The 20766-nt window shown below is 43.4% G+C and carries 35 protein-coding genes; 32 read left to right on the top strand and 3 right to left on the bottom strand.

Annotated elements, in window-relative coordinates:
* Positions 1-42: 42 nt before the first annotated feature.
* Complete coding sequence (locus AAIR98_RS09805; protein ID WP_423972016.1) at positions 43-1923, bottom strand: hypothetical protein; 1881 nt, start codon at positions 1921-1923, stop codon at positions 43-45.
* A 317-nt stretch (positions 1924-2240) separates the two neighbouring features.
* Here AAIR98_RS09805 and rpsJ point away from each other — a divergent pair, with 317 nt between their 5' ends.
* The 32 genes from rpsJ to mreB all read left to right on the top strand — a co-directional run bounded on the left by rpsJ (position 2241) and on the right by mreB (position 19563).
* Positions 2241-2594, top strand: a complete 354-nt coding sequence (gene rpsJ / locus AAIR98_RS09800) for a 30S ribosomal protein S10 (protein ID WP_423972015.1) — start codon at positions 2241-2243, stop codon at positions 2592-2594.
* 62 nt (positions 2595-2656) lie between these two features.
* Positions 2657-3436 carry a 50S ribosomal protein L3 gene (gene rplC / locus AAIR98_RS09795; protein ID WP_423972014.1) on the top strand — a complete coding sequence of 260 codons (780 nt, stop codon included), beginning with the start codon at positions 2657-2659 and terminating at the stop codon, positions 3434-3436.
* 16 nt (positions 3437-3452) lie between these two features.
* A complete protein-coding gene (gene rplD, locus AAIR98_RS09790) occupies positions 3453-4088 on the top strand; it encodes a 50S ribosomal protein L4 (RefSeq protein ID WP_423972013.1) in 636 nt (211 codons plus the stop codon).
* Positions 4088-4384 (top strand): 50S ribosomal protein L23, encoded by a 297-nt coding sequence (gene rplW, locus AAIR98_RS09785; RefSeq protein WP_423972012.1) that lies wholly within the window; start codon positions 4088-4090, stop codon positions 4382-4384. Before rplD ends, rplW begins: the two co-directional genes overlap by 1 nt.
* Before the next feature lie 16 nt (positions 4385-4400).
* The gene (rplB, locus tag AAIR98_RS09780) at positions 4401-5237 is read left to right on the top strand and encodes a 50S ribosomal protein L2 (RefSeq protein ID WP_423972011.1); all 837 of its coding nucleotides are present in this window, start codon (positions 4401-4403) and stop codon (positions 5235-5237) included.
* A gap of 2 nt (positions 5238-5239) precedes the next feature.
* Complete coding sequence (gene rpsS, locus AAIR98_RS09775; protein ID WP_423972010.1) at positions 5240-5524, top strand: 30S ribosomal protein S19; 285 nt, start codon at positions 5240-5242, stop codon at positions 5522-5524.
* Positions 5525-5542: 18 nt separating this feature from the next.
* Positions 5543-5899: a 50S ribosomal protein L22 gene (gene rplV / locus AAIR98_RS09770; protein WP_423972009.1), complete on the top strand. Its 357-nt coding sequence runs from the start codon at positions 5543-5545 to the stop codon at positions 5897-5899.
* Between the two features lie 3 nt (positions 5900-5902).
* Positions 5903-6625 carry a 30S ribosomal protein S3 gene (gene rpsC, locus AAIR98_RS09765; RefSeq protein ID WP_423972008.1) on the top strand — a complete coding sequence of 241 codons (723 nt, stop codon included), beginning with the start codon at positions 5903-5905 and terminating at the stop codon, positions 6623-6625.
* Positions 6626-6640: 15 nt separating this feature from the next.
* A complete protein-coding gene (gene rplP / locus AAIR98_RS09760) occupies positions 6641-7051 on the top strand; it encodes a 50S ribosomal protein L16 (protein WP_423972007.1) in 411 nt (136 codons plus the stop codon).
* A gap of 3 nt (positions 7052-7054) precedes the next feature.
* On the top strand, positions 7055-7258 hold the full coding sequence (gene rpmC, locus AAIR98_RS09755) for a 50S ribosomal protein L29 (protein ID WP_423972006.1): 204 nt from the start codon (positions 7055-7057) through the stop codon (positions 7256-7258).
* Positions 7259-7266: 8 nt separating this feature from the next.
* Positions 7267-7539, top strand: a complete 273-nt coding sequence (rpsQ, locus tag AAIR98_RS09750) for a 30S ribosomal protein S17 (RefSeq protein WP_423972005.1) — start codon at positions 7267-7269, stop codon at positions 7537-7539.
* A 15-nt stretch (positions 7540-7554) separates the two neighbouring features.
* On the top strand, positions 7555-7923 hold the full coding sequence (rplN, locus tag AAIR98_RS09745) for a 50S ribosomal protein L14 (protein WP_423972004.1): 369 nt from the start codon (positions 7555-7557) through the stop codon (positions 7921-7923).
* A 1-nt stretch (position 7924) separates the two neighbouring features.
* Positions 7925-8239: a 50S ribosomal protein L24 gene (gene rplX / locus AAIR98_RS09740; protein WP_423972003.1), complete on the top strand. Its 315-nt coding sequence runs from the start codon at positions 7925-7927 to the stop codon at positions 8237-8239.
* A 1-nt stretch (position 8240) separates the two neighbouring features.
* Positions 8241-8825: a 50S ribosomal protein L5 gene (gene rplE / locus AAIR98_RS09735; protein ID WP_423972002.1), complete on the top strand. Its 585-nt coding sequence runs from the start codon at positions 8241-8243 to the stop codon at positions 8823-8825.
* Between the two features lie 14 nt (positions 8826-8839).
* Positions 8840-9025, top strand: coding sequence for a type Z 30S ribosomal protein S14 (locus AAIR98_RS09730; RefSeq protein ID WP_423972001.1), 186 nt, complete (start codon positions 8840-8842; stop codon positions 9023-9025).
* Positions 9026-9128: 103 nt separating this feature from the next.
* Complete coding sequence (gene rpsH, locus AAIR98_RS09725; protein WP_423972000.1) at positions 9129-9521, top strand: 30S ribosomal protein S8; 393 nt, start codon at positions 9129-9131, stop codon at positions 9519-9521.
* A 10-nt stretch (positions 9522-9531) separates the two neighbouring features.
* Positions 9532-10086: a 50S ribosomal protein L6 gene (gene rplF / locus AAIR98_RS09720; RefSeq protein WP_423971999.1), complete on the top strand. Its 555-nt coding sequence runs from the start codon at positions 9532-9534 to the stop codon at positions 10084-10086.
* A 2-nt stretch (positions 10087-10088) separates the two neighbouring features.
* Complete coding sequence (gene rplR, locus AAIR98_RS09715) at positions 10089-10454, top strand: 50S ribosomal protein L18 (protein ID WP_423971998.1); 366 nt, start codon at positions 10089-10091, stop codon at positions 10452-10454.
* A gap of 106 nt (positions 10455-10560) precedes the next feature.
* Positions 10561-11037 (top strand): 30S ribosomal protein S5, encoded by a 477-nt coding sequence (rpsE, locus tag AAIR98_RS09710; protein WP_423972046.1) that lies wholly within the window; start codon positions 10561-10563, stop codon positions 11035-11037.
* A 16-nt stretch (positions 11038-11053) separates the two neighbouring features.
* Positions 11054-11554, top strand: a complete 501-nt coding sequence (rplO, locus tag AAIR98_RS09705; RefSeq protein WP_423971997.1) for a 50S ribosomal protein L15 — start codon at positions 11054-11056, stop codon at positions 11552-11554.
* A gap of 220 nt (positions 11555-11774) precedes the next feature.
* Entirely contained in the window at positions 11775-13112 is a 1338-nt protein-coding gene (gene secY / locus AAIR98_RS09700) for a preprotein translocase subunit SecY (protein ID WP_423971996.1), read from the top strand.
* A gap of 58 nt (positions 13113-13170) precedes the next feature.
* The gene (locus tag AAIR98_RS09695) at positions 13171-13809 is read left to right on the top strand and encodes an adenylate kinase (RefSeq protein ID WP_423971995.1); all 639 of its coding nucleotides are present in this window, start codon (positions 13171-13173) and stop codon (positions 13807-13809) included.
* A 36-nt stretch (positions 13810-13845) separates the two neighbouring features.
* Positions 13846-14244, top strand: coding sequence for a hypothetical protein (locus AAIR98_RS09690; protein WP_423971994.1), 399 nt, complete (start codon positions 13846-13848; stop codon positions 14242-14244).
* Between the two features lie 15 nt (positions 14245-14259).
* Positions 14260-15006, top strand: coding sequence for a type I methionyl aminopeptidase (gene map / locus AAIR98_RS09685; protein ID WP_423971993.1), 747 nt, complete (start codon positions 14260-14262; stop codon positions 15004-15006).
* A 224-nt stretch (positions 15007-15230) separates the two neighbouring features.
* Positions 15231-15443, top strand: a complete 213-nt coding sequence (gene infA, locus AAIR98_RS09680) for a translation initiation factor IF-1 (RefSeq protein ID WP_423971992.1) — start codon at positions 15231-15233, stop codon at positions 15441-15443.
* Positions 15444-15557 (top strand): 50S ribosomal protein L36, encoded by a 114-nt coding sequence (gene rpmJ / locus AAIR98_RS09675; RefSeq protein WP_423971991.1) that lies wholly within the window; start codon positions 15444-15446, stop codon positions 15555-15557.
* An 18-nt stretch (positions 15558-15575) separates the two neighbouring features.
* A complete protein-coding gene (rpsM, locus tag AAIR98_RS09670) occupies positions 15576-15950 on the top strand; it encodes a 30S ribosomal protein S13 (RefSeq protein WP_423971990.1) in 375 nt (124 codons plus the stop codon).
* A gap of 23 nt (positions 15951-15973) precedes the next feature.
* Entirely contained in the window at positions 15974-16399 is a 426-nt protein-coding gene (rpsK, locus tag AAIR98_RS09665; RefSeq protein WP_423971989.1) for a 30S ribosomal protein S11, read from the top strand.
* A gap of 4 nt (positions 16400-16403) precedes the next feature.
* The gene (gene rpsD, locus AAIR98_RS09660; protein WP_423971988.1) at positions 16404-17009 is read left to right on the top strand and encodes a 30S ribosomal protein S4; all 606 of its coding nucleotides are present in this window, start codon (positions 16404-16406) and stop codon (positions 17007-17009) included.
* Positions 17010-17023: 14 nt separating this feature from the next.
* Positions 17024-18019 carry a DNA-directed RNA polymerase subunit alpha gene (locus AAIR98_RS09655; RefSeq protein ID WP_423971987.1) on the top strand — a complete coding sequence of 332 codons (996 nt, stop codon included), beginning with the start codon at positions 17024-17026 and terminating at the stop codon, positions 18017-18019.
* Between the two features lie 80 nt (positions 18020-18099).
* The gene (gene rplQ, locus AAIR98_RS09650) at positions 18100-18444 is read left to right on the top strand and encodes a 50S ribosomal protein L17 (protein ID WP_423971986.1); all 345 of its coding nucleotides are present in this window, start codon (positions 18100-18102) and stop codon (positions 18442-18444) included.
* 87 nt (positions 18445-18531) lie between these two features.
* A complete protein-coding gene (mreB, locus tag AAIR98_RS09645; protein WP_423971985.1) occupies positions 18532-19563 on the top strand; it encodes a rod shape-determining protein in 1032 nt (343 codons plus the stop codon).
* 64 nt (positions 19564-19627) lie between these two features.
* Here mreB and AAIR98_RS09640 read toward each other — a convergent pair whose 3' ends face one another.
* Together AAIR98_RS09640 and AAIR98_RS09635 are read right to left on the bottom strand one after the other, a co-directional pair.
* Positions 19628-20149, bottom strand: a complete 522-nt coding sequence (locus tag AAIR98_RS09640) for a type IV pilin protein (protein WP_423971984.1) — start codon at positions 20147-20149, stop codon at positions 19628-19630.
* Between the two features lie 60 nt (positions 20150-20209).
* Positions 20210-20719 (bottom strand): type IV pilin protein, encoded by a 510-nt coding sequence (locus AAIR98_RS09635; RefSeq protein WP_423971983.1) that lies wholly within the window; start codon positions 20717-20719, stop codon positions 20210-20212.
* Positions 20720-20766: the final 47 nt, after the last annotated feature.

Raw genomic sequence — 20766 nt, 5'->3', positions numbered from 1 at the left:
TTACCTTATATTTGTAATTATATATAAAATAATAAAGATTTTCTATGGTTCAGATGTTAAAACAACGGGGGCCACGGGCGGCGCGGGCTGTTCAACTTGTTTTTGCGCGGCAGAAGGGTTGTTTAAGCTGTTTTTGTAGTTTTCCGTCAACGCTTTTACTGTATTGCTAAACGCCGCCGCCCTTTGGCCAGCCGGCAATGCTAATGCCTGCGCGGCGGCGCTGTCCAAATAAGTCTTAAATTCTTTGGCTATTTGGGCGGATTGCGGTGTATTTATCCTCTGGGAATCTTGTATAGACGCCGCTATAAGATGCTGTTTGGTTTTGTCTATAACAAAACTTTCATGCGCTGATATTATTTTATTGTTTAAATCCGCCTCTTTTTGCTTTGCCTGCGCAGGGTCCGTGATAAGAGAGATTGCGGCGGCCTCACTTCTGAAAGCGGCCATAATGGCGGTATATTCTCTGGCGTCCGCGTCGCCAAACTGTGTTTTTATGTTTTGCGCGTCTTTGGCTATCATACCGTCAAAATTTTTAGCGGCTTTTGACATGGCGTCTTTTTGCAGTCCTTCATGGTACTCTTTTATTACAGCGTTTATTTGTGCCTGATAATTATTTAAAACCGGAAGCAGCTGCGCCTGATAAGGCGCCACTTTCGACACCAGCGCCCCGTTGGCGTCCAGCTGCGGCGGGCGGGCGACGGTTTGTTTGGTGGTTTCATTAACGTTTTTAACACACTCGTTTTGCAGGGAAATAATTCTGTCCGCCAGCACCGGGTTTTGCGCTTTTATAGCGTCAGACTGGGCAATCATTTCTTTTACGGTGGTGTTTCTTATTTCCGTTATTATAAAATTTTCGTGATTATTGCCAAATTTAATTTCTTTTTTGGCTAATTCTTCTTCTAACTCCGCTTCTGTATGCGGTTGGGCCAAGTAGCCCAGTAAGTCTTGCTTGTAAGCGTTAAACATTTTTCTGTACGACTGCACTTTAGCCGGACCAAACATGCTTTGTATTAACTGTTCGGCCTGCGCTTGCTGCGCGTCCAGCGCTTGTTTTACGGTTTCTATGCGTTCCGGGGGCACCGGTACTTGCGCTTGCCCCACTTTGGGACGGCCGCCATTAGAGGATGTGTTTTGCAATACCCCTGTTGTATTTAGCGGGTTTTGTAAGGCTTTATCAGCTAAAATAGCCGGAATATTTGTGTAATCTTCCCCATTGTATTGCTGTTGGCCTATTTTTGGCCTGGCGGAAGCGGACTGGGCCGGCTGCGGCGCGTCTGTATTGCTGTTTTGGGCAGTGGGGGGAACATTTTTTGTGGAATAGTTAGAAAATATTTTTTCCAAATCTCTTTGATTGCCTTCTTTGGCGTATTTTTGCAATATTGTCGCAAGTTCTGCTATAAAATCATTGTAAGCGGCGGCGGACTGTGTGCCGTCCCCGTTCTTTAGAGATTCTGTAGAGCGGGACATTAATTTGTTTTGCGCTTCTTTAATTTGAGTTGCGGCGGCGGGGCCAAGCGCAAACTCCGCGTCTTCCAATGCCTTTTTGTTTTTAGAGGCTAAATTTGAAAGATATTGTTCAATATTTCTGTTTTTAACAGTTTGCTGCAGTTTTTGTATTTTACCCTGGTAGAGTACTGTGGCGTTCTGCGTTTCGGCGTCGCGCGCCTCTTGCGAGGGTTTTTGTAAAGCTTTTTTAAGAGCGTTATTAAACTGTTTCTTAAGAGTTTCGTACTGGTGCTTTTCAGAAGCGGTGGCGTAAGAAGTAAAATATTTGTCCAGCGGCAGCATGGTGCTGTAGAAGGATTTGTCGGCCTCTGCAAATAAACGGCGCTGCTGGGGCGTTTTGGGGCGGACGGCGCCGTCAAAATCGCAGCCCCCAAAGCAGAAAGCGGATAACATTATTATTAGCAGCACTCTTTTCATGTGTTAAGTATATCATAAATTTGCTATAATAATTAAAAGATTTAAGTGACCTTAAAATTATATTAAACCTACATTTTGCATACTAGTTTTAAATTTTAAAATCGCTAGTACAAAATGTATTTTTTTTGGTATAATATTAAGGTGATTATTTAGTAAGCGAGTAGAAGTGCCACCGGGGACGCCAGCAAGAGGGGTGTCTTCAAGGGGGCTTTTCTACCGTAATAAATTTATTGAAGTTATCGTCGTAATCCTGGGAAATTTAGCGCTATTTTGACGAGTTAAATATTGCAGGTACGAACTAAAAATAAGGAAAACAAATGTCAGAGAAAAATGTAGAAAAAAAGGCTGCTAAGCAGCTTATCAGCCAAGAAAGAATACGTATAAAACTCCGTTCTTATGATCACAGAATGTTAGACCAAAGCGTCAGCAGAATTGTTGATACAGCCAAAAAAACTGGTGCCATAGTATCCGGCCCGGTCCTTTTGCCTGTAAGAATAAAGAAATATACAGTACTTCGCTCTCCTCATACGGACAAAAAGTCCAGAGAGCAGTTTGAAATGCGTATTCACAAAAGATTAATTGACCTTAAAAGCCCTACAGCCAAGACAGTGGACGAACTCATGAAGCTCGACCTGCCCGCCGGCGTAGACGTAGCTATTAAGTCAAACTAATTAAACAGTAAAAATTACGCGGGTTTTACCCGCAAGACAAGAAACATAAGGAATAATAGAAAATGACAGAAAACATACAAAACGCTGCTGATGCCGCTGTGGAAACACAAGCTAACGCAGAAACTGTCAAAGAGACGCCCGCAACATTCCGCTTTGTAATAGGCGAAAAGCTGGGTATGACACAACTCTTTGATGAAAAAGGTAACTTGCATGCGGTATCTGTTGTAAAAGCAGGCCCGTGCAAAGTTGTACGTGTCAGAACACAGGAAAAAGACGGCTACACAGCAGTCTGCCTTGGTTTTGGCAATGTGAAAGAAAAGGCTCTTAATAAACCTGAAATAGGTTATTTTAAAAAGACCTCACAAGAACCCGTAAAACATATGAAAGAGCACAGAGTTGCTGATGTTAGCGGTTTTGAAGTTGGCCAAGTAGTTTCACTTGAAAAGATTTTTAAGCCCGGTGATTATGTAGACGTTCAAGGCACAATCAAAGGCCGCGGTTTCGCAGGCGCCATGAAAAGACATGGTTTCGCCGGCCAGCCCGCATCACACGGCGCTTCAGACAGAGAAAGAGCCCCGGGCGGTCTTGCTTCACGCAGATCACTTGGTAAAGTTCTCTCAGGTCAGAGAATGGCAGGTCATTACGGTGCAACCACACAGACCGTAGCCAAAATTGAAGTTATTAAAGTAGACACAGAAAATAATCTTATCTTCTTAAAAGGTTCCGTTCCCGGTGCAAAGGGTTCCTTCGTCTCTGTTTTAGAAACTTCCAAATATAAAAAGCATGTTGTTGCTCCTATAGTGCAGAAAATCTCTGCCTCTAAAGCAGCTAACAAGAAGTAATTGGAGCCTATAACTTATGGAAACAAAAGTTTTTAACTTACAAGGTAAAGAAGAAGGAACGGTAGCACTTCCTGAAGTTCTTTTTTCAGCAAAACCTAACCCGACTTTCTTGCACGAAGTCGTAACAGCCTTTTTAGCTAACCAGCGCAGCGGCACAGCCGATGTCAAAACCAGAGCGGAAGTCTCCGGTACAGGCAAAAAGCCCTGGAAGCAGAAAGGTACGGGCCGCTCAAGACACGGCAGCATGCGTTCTCCTATCTGGAGACACGGCGGCGTCGCGTTTGGTCCTACACCGCGCTCATTCAGACAGTACTTACCTGTGCAGAAACGCAGAGCCGCTTTAATGCAGGCTTTATCTGCCAAATATGCTGAAGGTAATGTAATAGTTCTCAATGATTCCGTTATTAAAGAAACAAAAACCAAAGCTTTCGCCACAGCGCTCAAATCTATGGACGCCGGCAGAAAACCGTTGGTTTTAACAACAGAAAAGACTGACGAAAAGGTTTTCCTTTCAGCCAGAAACATAGCTGGTCTTTCTTTAATCCCGGCCGCGGACGTAAATGCTTATGTGGTGCTTAACAGCAGCAAAATAATCATTACAAAAGACGCTCTTGAAAAATTAAGCAGCACTTTTGTTAAGGAGGCCAAATAATGAAAACCATATATGAAGTAATTAAAAAGCCTCTTTTAACAGAAAAGAGCTTAATCTTAAGAGACGAACAGAACAAATACAGCTTTGTAGTTGCCAAAACAGCGAGCAAAGGTGAAATCATCACAGCCGTTGAAAAATTTTTCAATGTAACTGTTGAAAAGGTTAACACCTCCGCCATTAAAGGCAAAGTACATCGTATGGGCCGCTTCGCCGGTAAAAGAGCCGACTATAAAAAAGCGATAGTGACCCTTAAAGAAGGCGATAAAATAGACGTTGTTGAAGCAACGGCTAAGTAAGGAGAAAGTATAAACTATGCCTATCAAGACATTCAGACCTTATACACCTTCCAGGAGAACAATAACAGTTGCCGATTTCTCTGAAATAACAACTAAAACTCCGGAAAAGAAGCTTGTAAAAGGTTTAAGAAAGACCGGCGGGCGCAACAATACCGGTATGATCATGGTCCGCCATATTGGCGGCGGTCATAAACGCGCTTACAGACAAATTGATTTCAAAAGGGAAAAGTACGGTGTACCTGCAAAAGTAGCTACAGTTGAATATGATCCTAACAGAAACGCAAGAATTTGTCTTTTGCACTACGCTGACGGCGATAAAAGATACATCATTCAGCCCGTTGGCTTAAAAGTTGGGGACACTGTTATGTCAGGCCCCTCTGCAGACATTAAAGTGGGTAACTGCCTTCCTCTCAAAAATATACCTGAAGGTACTTTTATCCATGCGTTAGAGCTTAAAGTTGGTAAAGGCGCGCAGCTTGTAAGAAGCGCCGGTTCACAAGCCCAGCTTATGGCTAAAGAAAGTGATTATGCACACATCAAAATGCCGTCCGGTGAAATCAGATTAATTCCCGTTGACTGCTGCGCCACAATCGGCCAGGTGGGCAACACAGACCATAACAACATTGTTATCGGCAACGCCGGCAGAAAAAGACACCGCGGTATTAAACCTACAGTACGCGGCAGTGCCATGAACGCAGTCGACCATCCTATGGGCGGCGGCCGCGGTCACAGTAAAGGCGGTAACATACCGCGCTCTCCTTGGAACCAGCCCTCCCGCGGTTTAAAAACAAGACCGAAGAAAGTTTGGGATTGGATGATTGTAAGTGATAGAAGAAAAGGAAAGGTTAAATAATTATGGGAAGATCTACAAAAAAAGGTCCTTTTATAGACATTAAATTATTAGAAAAGGTTCAGGCTATGAATACTTCTAATGAAAAGAAACCCATCAAAACATGGGCAAGGGCATGTACTATAGTGCCGGAATTTATCGGGCACACATTTATGGTGCATAATGGCAAAAAATTCCTTCCTGTATATGTAAGTGAAAGAATGGTTGGTCATAAACTTGGCGAATTTTCTTTCACCAGAATATTTAAGTCCCACGGTGGCATGACGAAAGAATCCACCGCCTTAAAGTAATTGAGAGGTCAAGATAATATGGAAGCTTTTGCAAAAGCAAAATTTCAGAGATTCGGTAGCAGAAAAGTCGGCTTGGTACTTGATCAAATAAGAGGCAAAAACGTAAAAGTAGCAGAAGAAGTACTGCCCTTTATTGAAAAAAGAACAGCGGAACTTGTCTACAAAACCGTACATAGCGCAGCAGCTAACTTAGAAGTTAAACTGGGCAAAAAAATTGACATGAGCAAAGTATATATTAAAGAAGCTTATGCCGATATTGGCCCAATGAGCAATTTAAGAAGGATCCAGCCCGGCCCCCAAGGCAGAGCCATGCCCTACAGAAAGAGCATGTGCCACCTAACCGTGGTTGTATCAGACGAAAAGGGAGGACGTTAACTTATGGGACATAAGATTAACCCCAGAGGTCTAAGGTTAGGTTATACTCAAGATTGGCAAAGCCGCTGGTTTGCACCTAAGAATATGCCGGCCTTGATTATAGAAGATAAGAGAATCAGAGAACTTATTGAAGAACGCTTTAAAATGGCAGCCATCAGCTCCGTCGGTATCGAAAGAGCGGGCGCATTTTTAAGAGTTAACATTAATACAGCCAGACCGGGTGTAGTTATCGGCAAAAAAGGCGCTGATATTGAGCAGCTCAGAAAAGATTTAGAAAAGATGACAGGCAGCAAAACATTTGTTAACGTCGTCGAAATCAAAAATCCTGAAACAGACGCTAACTTAGTCGCGCAGTCAATCTGCATGCAGATTGAAAAACGCGCCCACTACGGCGCAGCCATGAAGAAAGCCATTGAAAAGGCTCTTTCCGGTAAAGCATTAGGTATTAAAATAATGGTTTCCGGCCGCTTAGGCGGCGCAGAAATTGCCCGCACAGAATGGAAAAGAGAAGGCCGCGTGCCTTTACACACACTCTGTGCCGATATTGACTACGGTTTCGCTGAAGCTATGACAATCAGCGGTAAAATCGGCTGCAAAGTTTGGATTTTCAAGAAAACCCACTTTGCCAAATCACCCAAAGAAATCCTGCATGAACTCAGAAAGCACAGAGAACTTAGCGGTGAATCAACTGCCGGTGTAGCTGAAACCGTCGCGGATTCTAAATAAGGAGAGAGAAAACATATGTTGATGCCTAAAAGAGTAAAGTACAGAAAACCGTTTTCCGCTCCCCGCATTAAAGGTGTTGCTAAAAGAGGCGCGACAGTCGCTTTTGGTGAATTTGGCCTTAAAGCTTTAGAGCCTAAATGGATTACAGCAAGACAGATTGAGTCTGCCCGTATCGCAATTTCACGTTACGCTAAAAAGAAAGGGAAAATGTGGACAAGAATTTTCCCGGACAAAGCGATAACCAAGCATCCCGCCGAAACCCGTATGGGTAAAGGTAAGGGCGCTCCCGACCATTGGGTTGCGGTAGTTAAGCCGGGTCATATACTTTTTGAAGTAGAAGGTTTAGACCTTGCAACAGCCAAACAAGCCATGAGAATGGCGTCTGACAAGTTGCCTATAAAAACTAAACTGGTAGCCAGAAGGTAGTATATGAAAACCAAAGAAAAAGAAACTTTAAAAAAGAAAAGCGCGGCCGAGCTTAGCGATTTGCTCGTAAAAGCGCAGGAAAAGAAGTTCAATCTTCTTTTCAAACACAGCACCACTCCGGTAGCCAACCCGTTAGAGATTAGGGCTGTAAGACGCGAGATTGCTCTTTTAAAAACGCTGATCAATCAGAAAGAAGGGCAGAAATAGAGGAAACTATGGAAGAAAATAAAGAAACTCGTGGAAAGAGAAAAGTTTTAGCCGGCGTTGTTGTATCTGACAAAGGTAACAAAACATGTGTAGTGGAAGTGGAAAGACTGGTAAGACACGGTCTGTACAGCAAAACTTTAAAAAGAGCTGCCAAATACCACGCCCATGATGAAGGCAATGAAGCTAAAATCGGTGACAAAGTAGAAATAATGAGCACCAGACCTATCAGCAAAATGAAGAGATGGAGAGTCTCCAAAATTGTTGATAAGGCAATAAACTAGTACGGAGTTAAACGTATGATTCAGTTAAGAAGCATTATAAACGTGGCTGACAATTCCGGCGCAAGAAAAGTGCAATGCTTTAAAGTGCGCGGCGGTCACCACAGGGATATCGCAACTTTGGGAGATGTTATTATGTGCTCCGTCAGAGATGCGATCCCTACATCAAGCATTAAGAAGGGCGACGTTGTCCGCGCGGTAGTAGTACGCGTGGCCAGAGAAAAAAGAAGAAAAGACGGCACCTATATCCGTTTCGACGAAAACGCAGTCTGCGTAATTAACGAAAACGGCGAACCTAAAGGCACCCGTGTTTTCGGCCCGATAGCCAGAGAACTCAGAGATAAAAACTTTCTTAAGATTATCTCACTTGCCCCGGAGGTAATCTAATATGTTGAAGAAAAACGATAACGTATTAATCCTTTCCGGCAAAGATAAAGGCAAAAAAGGCGAAATTAAGAGCATCGATCTTGCCAAAAGCCAGGTAGTAGTCTCCGGCATAAACATTGTCAGCAAGCATGAAAAGCCTGCCGGCAATAAAAAAGGCGGCATCGTTAAAGTAGAAGCCCCTTTGCATATTTCTAATGTTGCTTTAGTCTGCCCCAAATGCAGCAAAGCCATGACCCCTAAAGCCAAAGTCTTAGACAACGGCGAAAAGGTTAGAGTATGCCGCAAATGCGAAGAAACCGTTACGAAGGCCAAGTAAAATGACAACAGAAACAAAAAAAACAACAAAAGCGGCTGCCAGCCAGCCCAGATTAAAAGCTTTGTATAACGGCAAAGTTCTTCCCGCGCTTATGAAAGATTTAGGCGTTAAAAGCCCTATGGCCGCACCTAAACTTGAAAAGATTGTTATCAACATAGGTGTGCCCGAAGCAAGAGAAGATATTAAAGTTCTCGACATCCTTAAAGCTGACCTGACGGAAATTTCAGGCCAAGCCTCACAGGTAAGAAGAGCCAAAAAATCCATCTCAAACTTTAAGCTTAGAGAAGGTATGCCTATAGGCGTACGCGTAACTCTGCGCGGCGACAAGATGTATGAATTTATGGACAGATTTATCTCCATAGCGTCACCCCGCATAAGAGACTTCCAGGGCTTTAATGAAAAATGCTTTGACGGCAAAGGCAACTTAAACTTAGGTCTTAAAGAGCATTACATTTTTCCTGAAGTTGACGTTGAAAAGTCACCTAAAGCACATGGTATGAACATAACATTCGTTACCACAGCCACGGACGATAACGGCGGCAGATTACTGCTTACCTATTTAGGTTTGCCGTTTAGAAAGAAATAAGGAGCAATTTCAATATGGCTACAAAAGCATGGGTTGCAAAAATGGCGAAACCGCAGAAGTACGCAGTCAGATATCATAACAGATGTCAGGTTTGCGGCCGCCCCAGAGGTTATTACAGAGATTTCGGTCTTTGCAGAATCTGCCTCAGAAAAATGGCGCACCAGGGCTTAATCCCGGGTGTCAGAAAATCAAGCTGGTAATTTATAAGGAGGAGGCTTCACAGCGAAAACTAACTCCGCGTATGGCGCGCATGCGTCATAGAAATTCAAATTGCGGAAAATGGTTTTTGGAGGCCGAATAAACATGGATCCTATATCAGATTTCTTAACAAGAATAAGAAACGCTAATATGAAAAGAAAAGAAAAAGTGGATATCCCTTTTTCTAAAATTAAGACAGAACTCGCACGCGTGTTAAAAGAAGAAGGCTACATAGCCAACTACAAAGCCGTGCACAACGAAACAAAAGGCGGCGTAGTAAGAGTATTCTTAAAATACACCCCTGAAAACGACGTTGTTATCACTGGTCTTAAAAGACTTTCCCGCCCGGGGCAGAGAGTGTATAGCTCTTATACGGACATCCCCCGCGTTCGCGGCGCTTTTGGTATAACAATTTTATCAACATCCAAAGGCATTATGACAGACGCAGCAGCCAAAGAAGCTAAAATTGGCGGCGAGCTTCTCTGTCAAATCTGGTAAGGGGGAACAAATGAGCAGAATTGGTAAAAAAATTATCACAGTTCCCGCCAAAGTAAAAGTTGATGTTAAAGGCGACGTTGTTACGGCAACAGGCCCTTTAGGCACACTTAACTACACCTTACCCGCAGGTTTAAACGCTGTTTTAGACAATGGTTTATTAAGCATTAAAATAGCCGACGAATCTAAAGCCAAACTTTTAAACGCCATTCACGGCACAACCCGCGCCAACGTCAGCAACATTGTTGAAGGCGTAGACAAAGGGTTTGCGAAAGTGTTGGAAATCAACGGTTTAGGTTACAAAGCTATTGTAGCCGGTACAAAACTTACTGTGGAAGTGGGTCTTTCCCACCCGGTAATTTTTGATATACCTACAGGCGTTACAGCAACCTACGACGGCAAAGCAAATACTCTTGAAATCAAGGGCAGCGACAAATTTATAGTCGGTGATTTTGCGGCCAAAATCAGAAGAGTAAGACCTCCTGAACCTTATAAAGGCAGCGGTATTAAATACCAGGGCGAACACATCGCCAGAAAAGCCGGTAAGACAGCTGCTGGAGGCAAATAATTATGATAACTAAGCAAGAAAGATACCAATACCGTAAAGCAAGAACCCGCAAAAACCTCATAGAGGGCGGTATACGCAGACCCAGATTGTCTGTTTACAGGTCACTTAACTACTTATACGCTCAAATCATTGACGATAATGAAGGCAAAACATTAGTTTGTGCCACAACATTGTCAAAAGAACTGGAAGGCAAATTTAAAGCTTCCGGCAAGAGCATAGAAGCGGCCAAAGCGCTTGGCGAAGTAATAGCCAAGAAAGCCAAAGACGCCGGCGTAACGGAAGTTATGTTTGACCGCGGCGGCAGAATCTACCACGGCAGAATCAAAGCCCTGGCCGACGCTGCCAGAGAAGCCGGTTTAAAATTCTAATTCGGGATTATAAAAAATGGTTACTGATACAAATAAAACACAGAACAAAAAAGAAGCGAAAGGCAAAAGAGCCGAGTTTCCAGTAAGGAGACCCGAAGAAGGCACTATGACAGTGGTCAATGTTGCCAGAACAGCAAAGGTTGTTAAAGGCGGTAAACGCTTTGGTTTCAGAGCGCTGGTAGTGGTAGGCAACGGTAACGGCAAAGTAGGCGCCGCTATAGGTAAAGCAAACCAGGTCCAGTTAGCTATAGCTAAGGCTGAATCACACGCCAGAAAACACATGATTACCTTCCCCGTAGTAAATGAGACAATTCCTCACGAAACTATCGGTAAATTTGGCGCAAGCTCAGTTTGGATGCACCCTGCCGCACCCGGTTCCGGCGTTATCGCCGGCGCGGGCGCCCGCTCAGTATTAGAAGCGGCCGGCATTAAGAACATCCTTGCCAAGAGTCTTGGCAGCACAAATGCTTGCAACCTCGTATACGCGACAATGGAAGCATTAAAAACCCTTAAAACCAAAGAAGCCGTAAACGCGCTTAAGGGCAAAACAACTGCTGCAGCGGAAGCTGTAGAGGCCAAATAATTAAGGGGAGACAATTATGGTAAATCTTAGCACACTTTCCCCAAAATTTGGGGCTAAACACAAAAAGAAAAGAATTGGTCTTGGCGTAGGCAGCGGTATTGGCCGCAGCGCCGGTAAAGGTATGAAAGGCCAGTCCTCACGTTCCGGTAATACAAAAAAAGAGAGTAAAGAAGGCGGCCAGATGCCTCTTTACAGAAGAGTGCCGAAAAGCGGTTTTTCTAACGCTACTTTCACTAACAAATACTCTTATGTAAATATCGGTTCACTAGAAAAAGCTTTTAAAGCGGGTGACGAAGTTACACCTGAAACGCTTAAAAAAGCCGGTTTAGTTAAATGTATTAAAAGAGTAAAAGTGCTTGGTACGGGCGAGCTCAAAAAAGGGCTTAAAGTAACAGCGCACGGTTTCTCAGGCACAGCCAAAGCCGCTATTGAAAAAGCGGGCGGCGCTGTGACGGTAATTGCTAAAGCTAAAAAAGAAGAAGTAAAAGAAGTAAAAAAAGCAAAAGCCAAAAAATAAGTTTTATACTTCCGGGCCGCTGTAACGGCGGCCCGGAGTAAAAGTTTTAACCCATCGGCCTGGCGGCCACTTCCCTTTAAAAAGGGAAGAAATTAGAAAGTATAAGTGTAGGTTGTTTAAGGTTAAGAAGTTTTAGGGAGATTAATAACGTTATTTTTAAAAATATTATCGGCGGTAGTATTTTTTGAAGTAATTTTAAATTCTGATAGAGAGATAACAAATGAACAACAACACAGTGGCCAATATTTTTAACGCGCCCGAACTTAAAAAGCGTCTGCTTTTTGTGTTAGGTGCATTACTTGTTTTCAGGGTAGCGGCAGCTATACCTATACCGGGTGTAAATACAGAAGTTATTAAACAAATGTTTGCCATGCAGGCAAACGGCGTGCTTGGATTTTTAGATATTTTCTCGGGCGGCGCGATGAGCAGATTCTCAATTTTAGCCCTTGGTATCATGCCTTACATCAACGCGTCTATCATCATGGGCCTTGTACAGGGTTCACACTTAATACCGGCGCTTGACCGCATGCAGAAAGAAGGCGAAGCCGGCAGAAGAAAACATAACCAAATTACACGTATTTTCGCTTTAATTTTAGCCACCCTCCAGGGTCTTGCTATTACCTACGGCCTCAGCTATTTTGAATACGCCGGCGTACCCGCTATTATGAACCCGTCTATTGGTTTTTACATTACCACGACAATCACGCTTGCCGCCGGTACAATGTTTGTAATGTGGTTAGGCGAACAGATTACGGAAAAGGGTATTGGCAACGGTATTTCCCTCATTATTTTCGCCGGTATCGTAGACAGACTGCCCAGCTCTATAATGAAGATTATCAGAGACGTACAGGCTAACGACATGCAGTTTTTCACAGCCATCGCCATATTTGCGGTAATCGTTTTAGTTATGGCTTTTGTTGTATGGGTAGAAACAGCGCAAAGGCAGATACCCGTACAGTACGCCAAACGCCAGGTAGGCAACAAAATGTACGGCGGGCAGACAAGCTATTTACCTTTAAAAATTGACCAGAGCGGCGTTATCGCCGTTATCTTCGCGTCATCTATTATTTACATGCCGCTTACAATAGCGCAGTTTAACCAGGAAGCAGCTTGGGTGCAGAAGTATATGGAATGGATAGGCCCCGGCACACCGCTTTTTATACTGCTGTTTGTGGCGTTAATCATTTTCTTCTGTTACTTCTATAATTCCATGACCATAAATCCCGCGGATTTAGCGGAAAATATGAAGAAGAACGGCGGTTTTATCCCCGGTATCAGACCCGGTGAACCCACCAAAAATTATGTGGAATGGGTGCTAAACAGAATTACATTATCAGGCGCGTTGTTTGTATGTTTAATTGCCGTAATGCCTGATATTTTAAGATCATATTTCAAAATTCAAATTGGTTTTGGCGGTACCGCGCTTCTGATTGTTGTCGGCGTAGCGTTAGACACCGCAGGCCAAATACAGGCCCATTTAATGGCCAGAGATTACGAACCTTTACTCAAAGGCGGCAAAAAACTTGCAGGCCGCCGCTGGTTCAACGTTGGGGAATAATAAGTTTTTAGACTCCACCCGCCAATTATAGTTAGTAACTTTAAGGAAGGGGTGTTTTATGATAGTAGTTTTACTTGGCGCGCCCGGCGCAGGCAAGGGTACGCAAGCGGATTTAATAAAAGAGAAATACGGTTTAGAACATATTTCCACAGGCAATTTGCTTAGGGAAGAAATAGCAAAAGGCACGGAAATCGGCAAAGAGGCGGCCAAACTTATTGACAACGGTAATTTGGTGCCAGATGAAATGGTGTCCGGTCTTTTAAAGACAGCGTTAGAAAATAGGGGCAAAGGCGTTATTTTAGACGGTTACCCCAGAACCAAGGCCCAGGCCGAGGCACTGCATGTTATTATTAAAGGCATGAGTGAAAAAATAAGGGCGGTTATCAACATACAATTGCCTGAAGATGAAATTGTCAAACGCATAGTTATGAGACGCCAGTGTAATAACTGCGGTAATGTTTTTAACCTAAGGTTTATAAAAAATTTTGACGGGCATTGCCCTAAATGCGGCAGCACTGATATTTACCAGCGCGCCGATGACAACGAGGAAGCCGCTAATCACAGGATAGAAGTTTATAAGCAGCAGACAGTGCCTGTGGTAGAGTTTTACAAAGGTAAAACTTATTACAAAGAAGTTGACGGCAACCAAGAAAAGCAAAAGGTCTTTGAAGAAATTGAGAAGTTTTTAGACAGGTAATTATACGGCATCACTGTTTGATACGGGGGTGTATATATGCCAATAACAATTGGACTGGTAATTATTTGGATAGTGTTTTTTGCGGGGCTGTTTTACAGCGCTAGAGGTTTTAATTTGAGTGCGCTTAAGGGCGGCGCGCGGGAAGCAGCGGGCAGCGTGGCAAGTAAAGAAAAAACTAAAAACTTAAATCACAAATATAAAATTATTTTTGATTTTGATGGCAAAGAATATTCTTTTAACACCTGGGACGCTGGCGGATTAATATTTAAAATGGGCGAGCTTGACCCGGGGCAAAAAATTACGGTTTGCTTTAACCCTAAAAATCCGGCAAAAGCGATGGCCGGCAGTTTAAAAAGAAACAGATTTTGGTGGGGCTTGGCCTTTAGTTTTTTGATAATAATAATTCCCGCATCAATAATAGCAACTTTGATTTAAAATATAACAGACAAAATGATAGAAATAAAAACAGAAGAAGATATAAAAAAAATGAGGGCGGCTGGCAAAATAGTGGCTGAAGTTCACAGGGCCATGTATGAGCTTGTTAAGCCTGGTATTTCTACATTAGAGTTAGATAAAGAAGCGGAAAAAATAATAAGAGCGCATGGCGCGTTGCCCGCTTTTTTGGGTTACAACGGTTTTCGCGGTACTTTGTGTACGTCGGTAAATGAAGAAGTCGTGCACGGAATCCCGCAAAAAGGTAAAATATTAAAGGATGGTGATATTATTAGTATCGATGTAGGAGCCCGTCTTGACGGTTTCTACTCGGATGCCGCTGTCACTATCGGCGTAGGAAAAGTTTCCGATGACGCCCAAAGACTTATTGATGCAACAAAAAAGTCTTTGGAGTTAGCTATTGGGCGTGTCAAACCCGGCGTACATCTTGGCGATGTATCAAACGCGGTTGAAACTTTTGCTATGTTAAATAACTTAGGTATAGTAAGGGAATATTGCGGGCACGGCGTGGGACGTAATTTACACGAGGAGCCTAACATCCCTAACTACGGTATGAAAGGCACGGGGCCGGTTTTAAAGAAAGGCTATGTGCTTGCAATTGAGCCTATGTTAAACGCGGGAACAGACGATGTCAAGACACTGCGTGACGGTTGGACGGTTGTAACAAAAGACGGCAGTTTATCTGCCCATTTTGAACACACTGTCGCTGTTACCGAAGACGGTTGTGAGATACTCACAATCTAAAATATAAGATGGTTGTTGGTTTCTTTGAAGACAGCAGATTACTGCTGGGTTTTTCGTGTTAAACAGAAGGCGAGTTAGGCGGAGCAAAGGGCACATAATTGTGTGCATTTTGTGTAAATTCCCCCTCACCCTTGCCCTCTCCCCCGGTGGGGCGAGGGAAACAAAAGGAAATACTACAACTATACGCACTAAAACAGGAGGAAGTTCGGCCGTTAGCCAAATGTATGAGCGATAAGATCGAAGTAGAAGGCAAGGTTTTAGAATCTTTGCCAAATGCTATGTTTAAAGTAGAAATAGACGGCGGTAAAGTTGTGCTGGGGCATATTTCAGGCAAAATGAGAGTGCACCATATCAGGATTTTACCGGGCGATAAAGTTAAACTGGAATTATCACCGTATGACTTGACTAAAGGCAGAATCACCTACCGGGAGAAATAAATGAAAGTCAGAGCTAGTGTAAAGAAAATATGTCAAAAATGCAAAGTTATTAAACGTAACGGCGTATTGCGTGTTGTGTGCACAGTTGCAAAGCACAAACAACGCCAAGGTTAATAAGGAGTTTTCGAGAATATGGCTAGAGTCGCAGGTATAGATTTACCTAAGAATAAGAGAATAGATATTGCTCTTGAATATATTTATGGTATCGGCAAAAAGAACGCCAAAGACGTTATTGCCAAAACCAATGGTCAGATAGATCCTACAACCAGAGTTAAAGATTTAACTGAAGCCCAGGCTAACCTCATCAACACAATATTACAGAAAGAATATAAAGTTGAAGGTGAACTCAGACGTGAAGTTTCCGCCAACATTCAGCGCTACGTTGAAACAGGCTCTTATAAAGGAAACAGACACAGAAAGAGATTGCCTGTTCGCGGTCAGAGAACAAAGACCAACAGCAGAACCAGAAAAGGCAGAAGAAGAACTGTCGGTTCTAAAGCTAAATAATTTTAACAGGTTAGGTATTTAAAATGGCAGAAGAAAAAATAACAAAGGCTGCAAACCCGGAAGCGGGCGCTGCAGCTAAAGCAAAAAAGAAAGGTACAAAGTTGCCCGCGTTTGGTACAGTGCATATCTTTTGTTCTTTCAATAACACAATTATTACAATAGCAGACGATAAAGGCAACACGCTTTTATGGTCGTCAGCTGGCTCACACGGTTTTAAAGGCAGCAAAAAAAGCACACCGTTCGCAGCTCAAATTACTTGCAGCAAAGCAGGCGAGAAGGCCGTTTCACTTGGCATGAGGGAAGTAACCGTAAAGGTTTGCGGCCCGGGCCAAGGCAGAGAAACAGCTATCAGAGCTTTACAGCAAGCAGGTCTTAACGTTTCCGCAATAAGAGACGTTACACCTATACCCCATAACGGATGCAGACCGCCCAAAGCCAGGAGAGTATAATTTTATGTCAAGATATATAGGTCCTAAAACAAAAATTGCCCGCAGGTTTGGTGAACCGATTTTCGGTCCTGACAAAAGCTTTGCTAAAGCAGAAAAAGCCGTAGGCAACAAACATGGCGCGCCCAGAAAGAAAAAAATGTCGGTATTCGGCATTCATCTCGCAGAAAAGCAGAAAGCAAAATATACCTATGGTTTATTAGAAAAGCAATTTAGCAATCTGTTTAAAAAAGCCCAAAACTCTAAAGGTGTTACAGGCGAAGTTTTAATGCAGCTTCTTGAATGCAGGTTAGACAATATTGTTTACCGCATGGGTTTGGCCCGCACCAGAGCGTCCGCCCGCCAGCTTGTAACGCACAGGCACATAACCGTAGACGGCGCTATTGTTAAAACGCCCTCTTACTCAGTAAAGCCCGGCCAGGTTATAGGCGTAGCTGAAAGTTCTAAATCATTAAGCATGCTGGAAGCTAACCTTAAAGGGTATGACCACGCCAAGTATTCTTGGATTGAATGGAAAGAGCCTATAGGCGCCAAATATGTTCGCGTTCCGGGAAGAACGGAAATTCCTGAAAACATTAATGAACAGTTGATAGTTGAACACTATTCCAAATAGTTGTGGAGGGAAAAATGGCTTTTAATCAGTTAGTTTTACCAACAAAAATTCAGTTGGACGAAAAAACAGCAACACCCTTTTACGGTAAGTTCACAGCGGAACCTTACGAAAGCGGTTACGGCCATACGGTAGGCAATTCTCTTAGAAGAATTTTGCTTTCCGGCCTTGACGGCGCGGCGGTAACAGCGGTAAGAGTTAAAGGCGCTGTGCATGAATACAGCACAGTAGCCAACGTTAGAGAAGACGTTATAAACATACTCTTAAACCTCAAGAAACTTAGAGTTAAACTTGACGGTAAAAATAAAGAATATGTTTATTTAACCGCTACCAAACCCGGTAAAGTCACAGCTAAAGAAATACAGGAAGTAACAGGTGTTGAAATTGTAAACAAAGATCTTGAAATAGCCAATTTAGAAGCGGGCGGCAAGCTTGAGCTTGAAATTGAAATTTCACAAGGCAAGGGTTATGTCCCGGCCGAAGATCTGAGCAAAATACAAAGGCCTGCCGGTTTTATCCCGGTGGACGCTATTTTCTCACCCATACTTAAGGTACATTATGACGTAGAACCTGCCCGTGTCGGCCAGAAGACCGACTATGACCGCTTGGTTTTACAGATCACCACAGACGGCACGTTAGAACCCGCTAAAGCTTTGCATAAAGCCGCGGTACTGTTATCACAGTCACTTCACATCTTCACAATAGAAGGTGAGGAAGTGCCGGCGGTACAGGCCCCGGTGGCGGATGAACCGCTTTCCTCAACAGGCAGCGTTTCAGGCGCGGCGGCGGTAAACAGCAAGCTGGAAGAACTTTTAAACCAGTCCGTTGAGTTTATAGAACTTTCATCACGCTCAATTAACTGCCTCAAGTCAGAGGGTGTAAACTCGGTACGTGACTTGGTCAGCAAGACTGAAGACGACCTCAAGATGATCAAGAACTTCGGCACACGTTCACTTGACGAAGTCAAAGAAAGACTTGCGGAAATGAATCTTTCCCTCGGAATGAAATTTTAAGTCTTTTGTTTCGCTTCGCGGGGCGCGGGCGATAGCCTAGCCCCCGTGATAAAACAAAAAAGTTTAAGGTATAAGGAAATATGATTAAGAATACAGGACACAGAAAACTTGGTAAAACAGGTTCACACAGAAGAGCGATGCTCAGAAATATGGCTACCAGCATTATTCTGCACGAACAGGTTACAACCACAGTTCAAAAAGCTAAAGAAGTCAGAAGAGTAGTAGATAATTTGATAACATTAGCTAAAGACGGGCAGCAGATGCGCGTACAAGATACATTAAAAGACAAAGATGCTTTTAAAAAGCTTTTTGATGTACTTGCGGGCAGATACGCCGAGAGACCCGGCGGCTTCACACGCATTTACCGCGCTGGCAGAAGACAGGGCGATAACGCTGAAGTTGCTATAATCAAGCTGGTTGACTAAACCAAACTAGGCTTTTCAGTTAGTTTATCAGCGCAGGGGCCTCATACAAAGCGGGCACCTGCGCTGAACCAAAATAAAGGTGATTTTATGTTTATAGATTATTTGGGCGGGCTTTTTTCTACAGACATGGGTATGGACCTTGGCACAGCCAACTGTCTTATTTATGTAAAAGAAAAGGGTATAGTTCTTAGAGAGCCGTCTGTCGTGGCGGTAGACCGTGAGACGGGTGAAGTTCGCGCCGTAGGCGCCAAAGCTAAGCAAATGTTAGGCAGAACGCCTGCCAACATTATAGCGGTTAGACCGCTTAGAAACGGCGTTATAGCTGATTTTGAAGTTACGCAGGAAATGATACGCTACTTTATACGTAAAGTACACAGCCGCAAAAGTTTACTGCGCCCCAGATTAATTATAGGCATACCCTCAGACATTACCGGCGTTGAAAGACGCGCGGTAGAAGACGCCGCCAGACAGGCCGGCGCCCGAGAGGTATACCTTATAGAAGAACCTATGGCCAGCGCCATGGGTGCTGATTTGCCTATTTCAGAGCCTCACGCCAGCATGATTGTTGACATTGGCGGCGGCACAACAGAAGTTGCCGTTATTTCACTTGGCGGCATGGTTGTGGCCAAATCCATAGACGTAGCCGGCGACGAGCTTACAGACTGCATTGTGCAGTATTTTAGAAGAAAATACAATTTAATAGTAGGTGAAACCACGGCCGAAGACGTTAAAATTAATATCGGTTCCGTTTTTCCGCTTAAAGAAGAGAAGACCATGGAAGTTAAAGGGCGTGACCAGACACAGGGTTTACCGCGCACTTTAACTGTAACGTCAGAAGAGATAAGACAGGCTTTAATGGAGCCTGTGCGTCTTATTGTAGACGTAGTAAAAAGCACGCTTGAAGAAACCCCGCCAGAATTGGCCGCTGACCTTGTGGACAGAGGTTTAGTGGTGGCAGGCGGCGGCTCGCTCCTTCGCGGTATAACTGATTTAATCAGGAAAGAAACCGACATCCCCGTGCACCGCGCGGCGGACCCGCTTAGCTGCGTTGTGCTTGGCACAGGTAAGTTTTTAGAAGAGCTTACGGTAAAAGGTTCCACTCTTATTAAGCACAGATAGTTTTAAACATAAAAAAGCCCCGCTCAATTTGAGCGGGGCTTTTTGCTATGATTGCAGTATGATTTTAAGGGAGTGATGGAATACAACCCATAAGCCTGCCGTCTGAAGCGTCGCCGTAGCCGGCGGTTTTTGCCAGTTGGCAGCCTGCTGATTTTGTGGTGAAATTTGTGCAATATAAACATACCATTTCTATACCGCTGTCACTAATATTACGTTCTAAATGGTAGAAGAACTCATTTGATTGCGGTTTGCTTCTTTCCGCTGTTATGCCGCATTTACTTGTATTGCAGGAAATATGGTAGGTAAAGTTTTTGCCAACGCTTTTTAACGCGGCGGGGCTGTCTTGCATTGTCCATGTGCCCGGCAAGTCTATATCTAAAGAATCTTGTATATCTGCGTTAGCAGGGTACCCCTGTGCTAAAATAACTCTTTCTAAAGCGTCAGAAATTGATTTTAATGTTAAAGTTGCTTCCGCCAGGCGTGATTTTTCCACCGCTTTTGTATACTGCGGCAAAGCAATCGCGGCCAATATGCCTATTATCAATACTACAACTAATAATTCTATTAAAGTAAAACCTTTTTTCATAATATTTCTCCTATTGGTTATTATACAAAAAAGGTTTTACTAAAATTATAAAAAGTTGAATCACGGCACTTCTTCCACGCACATTCCCGGGGGATTGCCCAATGGATACCCTATTGTTTTTGCCAAGTCACAGCCCAGAGGTTTGTCTACATAGTTAGAGCAGTATGTGCACTTCATTGCCCCGCCGGTATCATTCATAGTTTTGGTCAGTATATAGTAATATTTATCTGTTGAGGGCTTGTTTCTTACGGTTGTTATGGAGCATGATGTTGTAGAACAGGTAATAGTATATTTAAAATTCTTAGTAGTTCCTTTTAAGAATGTTCCCTCCAGGGCCCATGTGCCCGGCATTTCAATATCCAGCATGTCTTGCATATCTGCTATTTTTGGATATCCGTGCGCTAAAATTACTCTTTCTATAGCGTCACCTAAACTTTTCATGTTTAACGCCGCTTCCGCCAGGCGTGATTTTTCTACCGCTTTTGTATACTGCGGCAAAGCAATCGCGGCTAATATACCTATAATAAGAACCACAACCAGCAGTTCTATAAGTGTGAACCCTTTCTTCATGAGTTATCCTTTGTGATAATATTTTCGGGGATGTGTAAATAAGGTAG

The sequence above is a fragment of the Elusimicrobium simillimum genome (assembly GCF_049639735.1).
Classification (GTDB): Bacteria; Elusimicrobiota; Elusimicrobia; order Elusimicrobiales; family Elusimicrobiaceae; genus Elusimicrobium; species Elusimicrobium simillimum.
The sequence above is the reverse complement of the archived record's forward strand: the minus strand, read 5'-3'. Positions and strand labels throughout refer to the sequence as shown.

Coding starts and splice junctions, on each gene's coding strand:
- AAIR98_RS09635 (WP_423971983.1), bottom strand. CDS start 20,719: ATGAAGAAAGGGTTCACACTTATAGAACTGCTGGTTGTGGTTCTTATT.
- rplR (WP_423971998.1), top strand. CDS start 10,089: ATGATAACTAAGCAAGAAAGATACCAATACCGTAAAGCAAGAACCCGC.
- rpsH (WP_423972000.1), top strand. CDS start 9,129: ATGGATCCTATATCAGATTTCTTAACAAGAATAAGAAACGCTAATATG.
- AAIR98_RS09730 (WP_423972001.1), top strand. CDS start 8,840: ATGGCTACAAAAGCATGGGTTGCAAAAATGGCGAAACCGCAGAAGTAC.
- AAIR98_RS09655 (WP_423971987.1), top strand. CDS start 17,024: ATGGCTTTTAATCAGTTAGTTTTACCAACAAAAATTCAGTTGGACGAA.
- rplN (WP_423972004.1), top strand. CDS start 7,555: ATGATTCAGTTAAGAAGCATTATAAACGTGGCTGACAATTCCGGCGCA.
- rpsQ (WP_423972005.1), top strand. CDS start 7,267: ATGGAAGAAAATAAAGAAACTCGTGGAAAGAGAAAAGTTTTAGCCGGC.
- rplC (WP_423972014.1), top strand. CDS start 2,657: ATGACAGAAAACATACAAAACGCTGCTGATGCCGCTGTGGAAACACAA.
- rplF (WP_423971999.1), top strand. CDS start 9,532: ATGAGCAGAATTGGTAAAAAAATTATCACAGTTCCCGCCAAAGTAAAA.
- rplE (WP_423972002.1), top strand. CDS start 8,241: ATGACAACAGAAACAAAAAAAACAACAAAAGCGGCTGCCAGCCAGCCC.
- rpsK (WP_423971989.1), top strand. CDS start 15,974: ATGGCAGAAGAAAAAATAACAAAGGCTGCAAACCCGGAAGCGGGCGCT.
- secY (WP_423971996.1), top strand. CDS start 11,775: ATGAACAACAACACAGTGGCCAATATTTTTAACGCGCCCGAACTTAAA.
- rplD (WP_423972013.1), top strand. CDS start 3,453: ATGGAAACAAAAGTTTTTAACTTACAAGGTAAAGAAGAAGGAACGGTA.
- rpsC (WP_423972008.1), top strand. CDS start 5,903: ATGGGACATAAGATTAACCCCAGAGGTCTAAGGTTAGGTTATACTCAA.
- rpsS (WP_423972010.1), top strand. CDS start 5,240: ATGGGAAGATCTACAAAAAAAGGTCCTTTTATAGACATTAAATTATTA.
- rpmC (WP_423972006.1), top strand. CDS start 7,055: ATGAAAACCAAAGAAAAAGAAACTTTAAAAAAGAAAAGCGCGGCCGAG.
- rplV (WP_423972009.1), top strand. CDS start 5,543: ATGGAAGCTTTTGCAAAAGCAAAATTTCAGAGATTCGGTAGCAGAAAA.
- rpsJ (WP_423972015.1), top strand. CDS start 2,241: ATGTCAGAGAAAAATGTAGAAAAAAAGGCTGCTAAGCAGCTTATCAGC.
- rpsD (WP_423971988.1), top strand. CDS start 16,404: ATGTCAAGATATATAGGTCCTAAAACAAAAATTGCCCGCAGGTTTGGT.
- rplW (WP_423972012.1), top strand. CDS start 4,088: ATGAAAACCATATATGAAGTAATTAAAAAGCCTCTTTTAACAGAAAAG.
- rplB (WP_423972011.1), top strand. CDS start 4,401: ATGCCTATCAAGACATTCAGACCTTATACACCTTCCAGGAGAACAATA.
- AAIR98_RS09695 (WP_423971995.1), top strand. CDS start 13,171: ATGATAGTAGTTTTACTTGGCGCGCCCGGCGCAGGCAAGGGTACGCAA.
- mreB (WP_423971985.1), top strand. CDS start 18,532: ATGTTTATAGATTATTTGGGCGGGCTTTTTTCTACAGACATGGGTATG.
- rpsM (WP_423971990.1), top strand. CDS start 15,576: ATGGCTAGAGTCGCAGGTATAGATTTACCTAAGAATAAGAGAATAGAT.
- infA (WP_423971992.1), top strand. CDS start 15,231: ATGAGCGATAAGATCGAAGTAGAAGGCAAGGTTTTAGAATCTTTGCCA.
- rplQ (WP_423971986.1), top strand. CDS start 18,100: ATGATTAAGAATACAGGACACAGAAAACTTGGTAAAACAGGTTCACAC.
- rpmJ (WP_423971991.1), top strand. CDS start 15,444: ATGAAAGTCAGAGCTAGTGTAAAGAAAATATGTCAAAAATGCAAAGTT.
- AAIR98_RS09805 (WP_423972016.1), bottom strand. CDS start 1,923: ATGAAAAGAGTGCTGCTAATAATAATGTTATCCGCTTTCTGCTTTGGG.
- map (WP_423971993.1), top strand. CDS start 14,260: ATGATAGAAATAAAAACAGAAGAAGATATAAAAAAAATGAGGGCGGCT.
- AAIR98_RS09690 (WP_423971994.1), top strand. CDS start 13,846: ATGCCAATAACAATTGGACTGGTAATTATTTGGATAGTGTTTTTTGCG.
- rpsE (WP_423972046.1), top strand. CDS start 10,561: ATGACAGTGGTCAATGTTGCCAGAACAGCAAAGGTTGTTAAAGGCGGT.
- rplP (WP_423972007.1), top strand. CDS start 6,641: ATGTTGATGCCTAAAAGAGTAAAGTACAGAAAACCGTTTTCCGCTCCC.
- rplX (WP_423972003.1), top strand. CDS start 7,925: ATGTTGAAGAAAAACGATAACGTATTAATCCTTTCCGGCAAAGATAAA.
- rplO (WP_423971997.1), top strand. CDS start 11,054: ATGGTAAATCTTAGCACACTTTCCCCAAAATTTGGGGCTAAACACAAA.
- AAIR98_RS09640 (WP_423971984.1), bottom strand. CDS start 20,149: ATGAAAAAAGGTTTTACTTTAATAGAATTATTAGTTGTAGTATTGATA.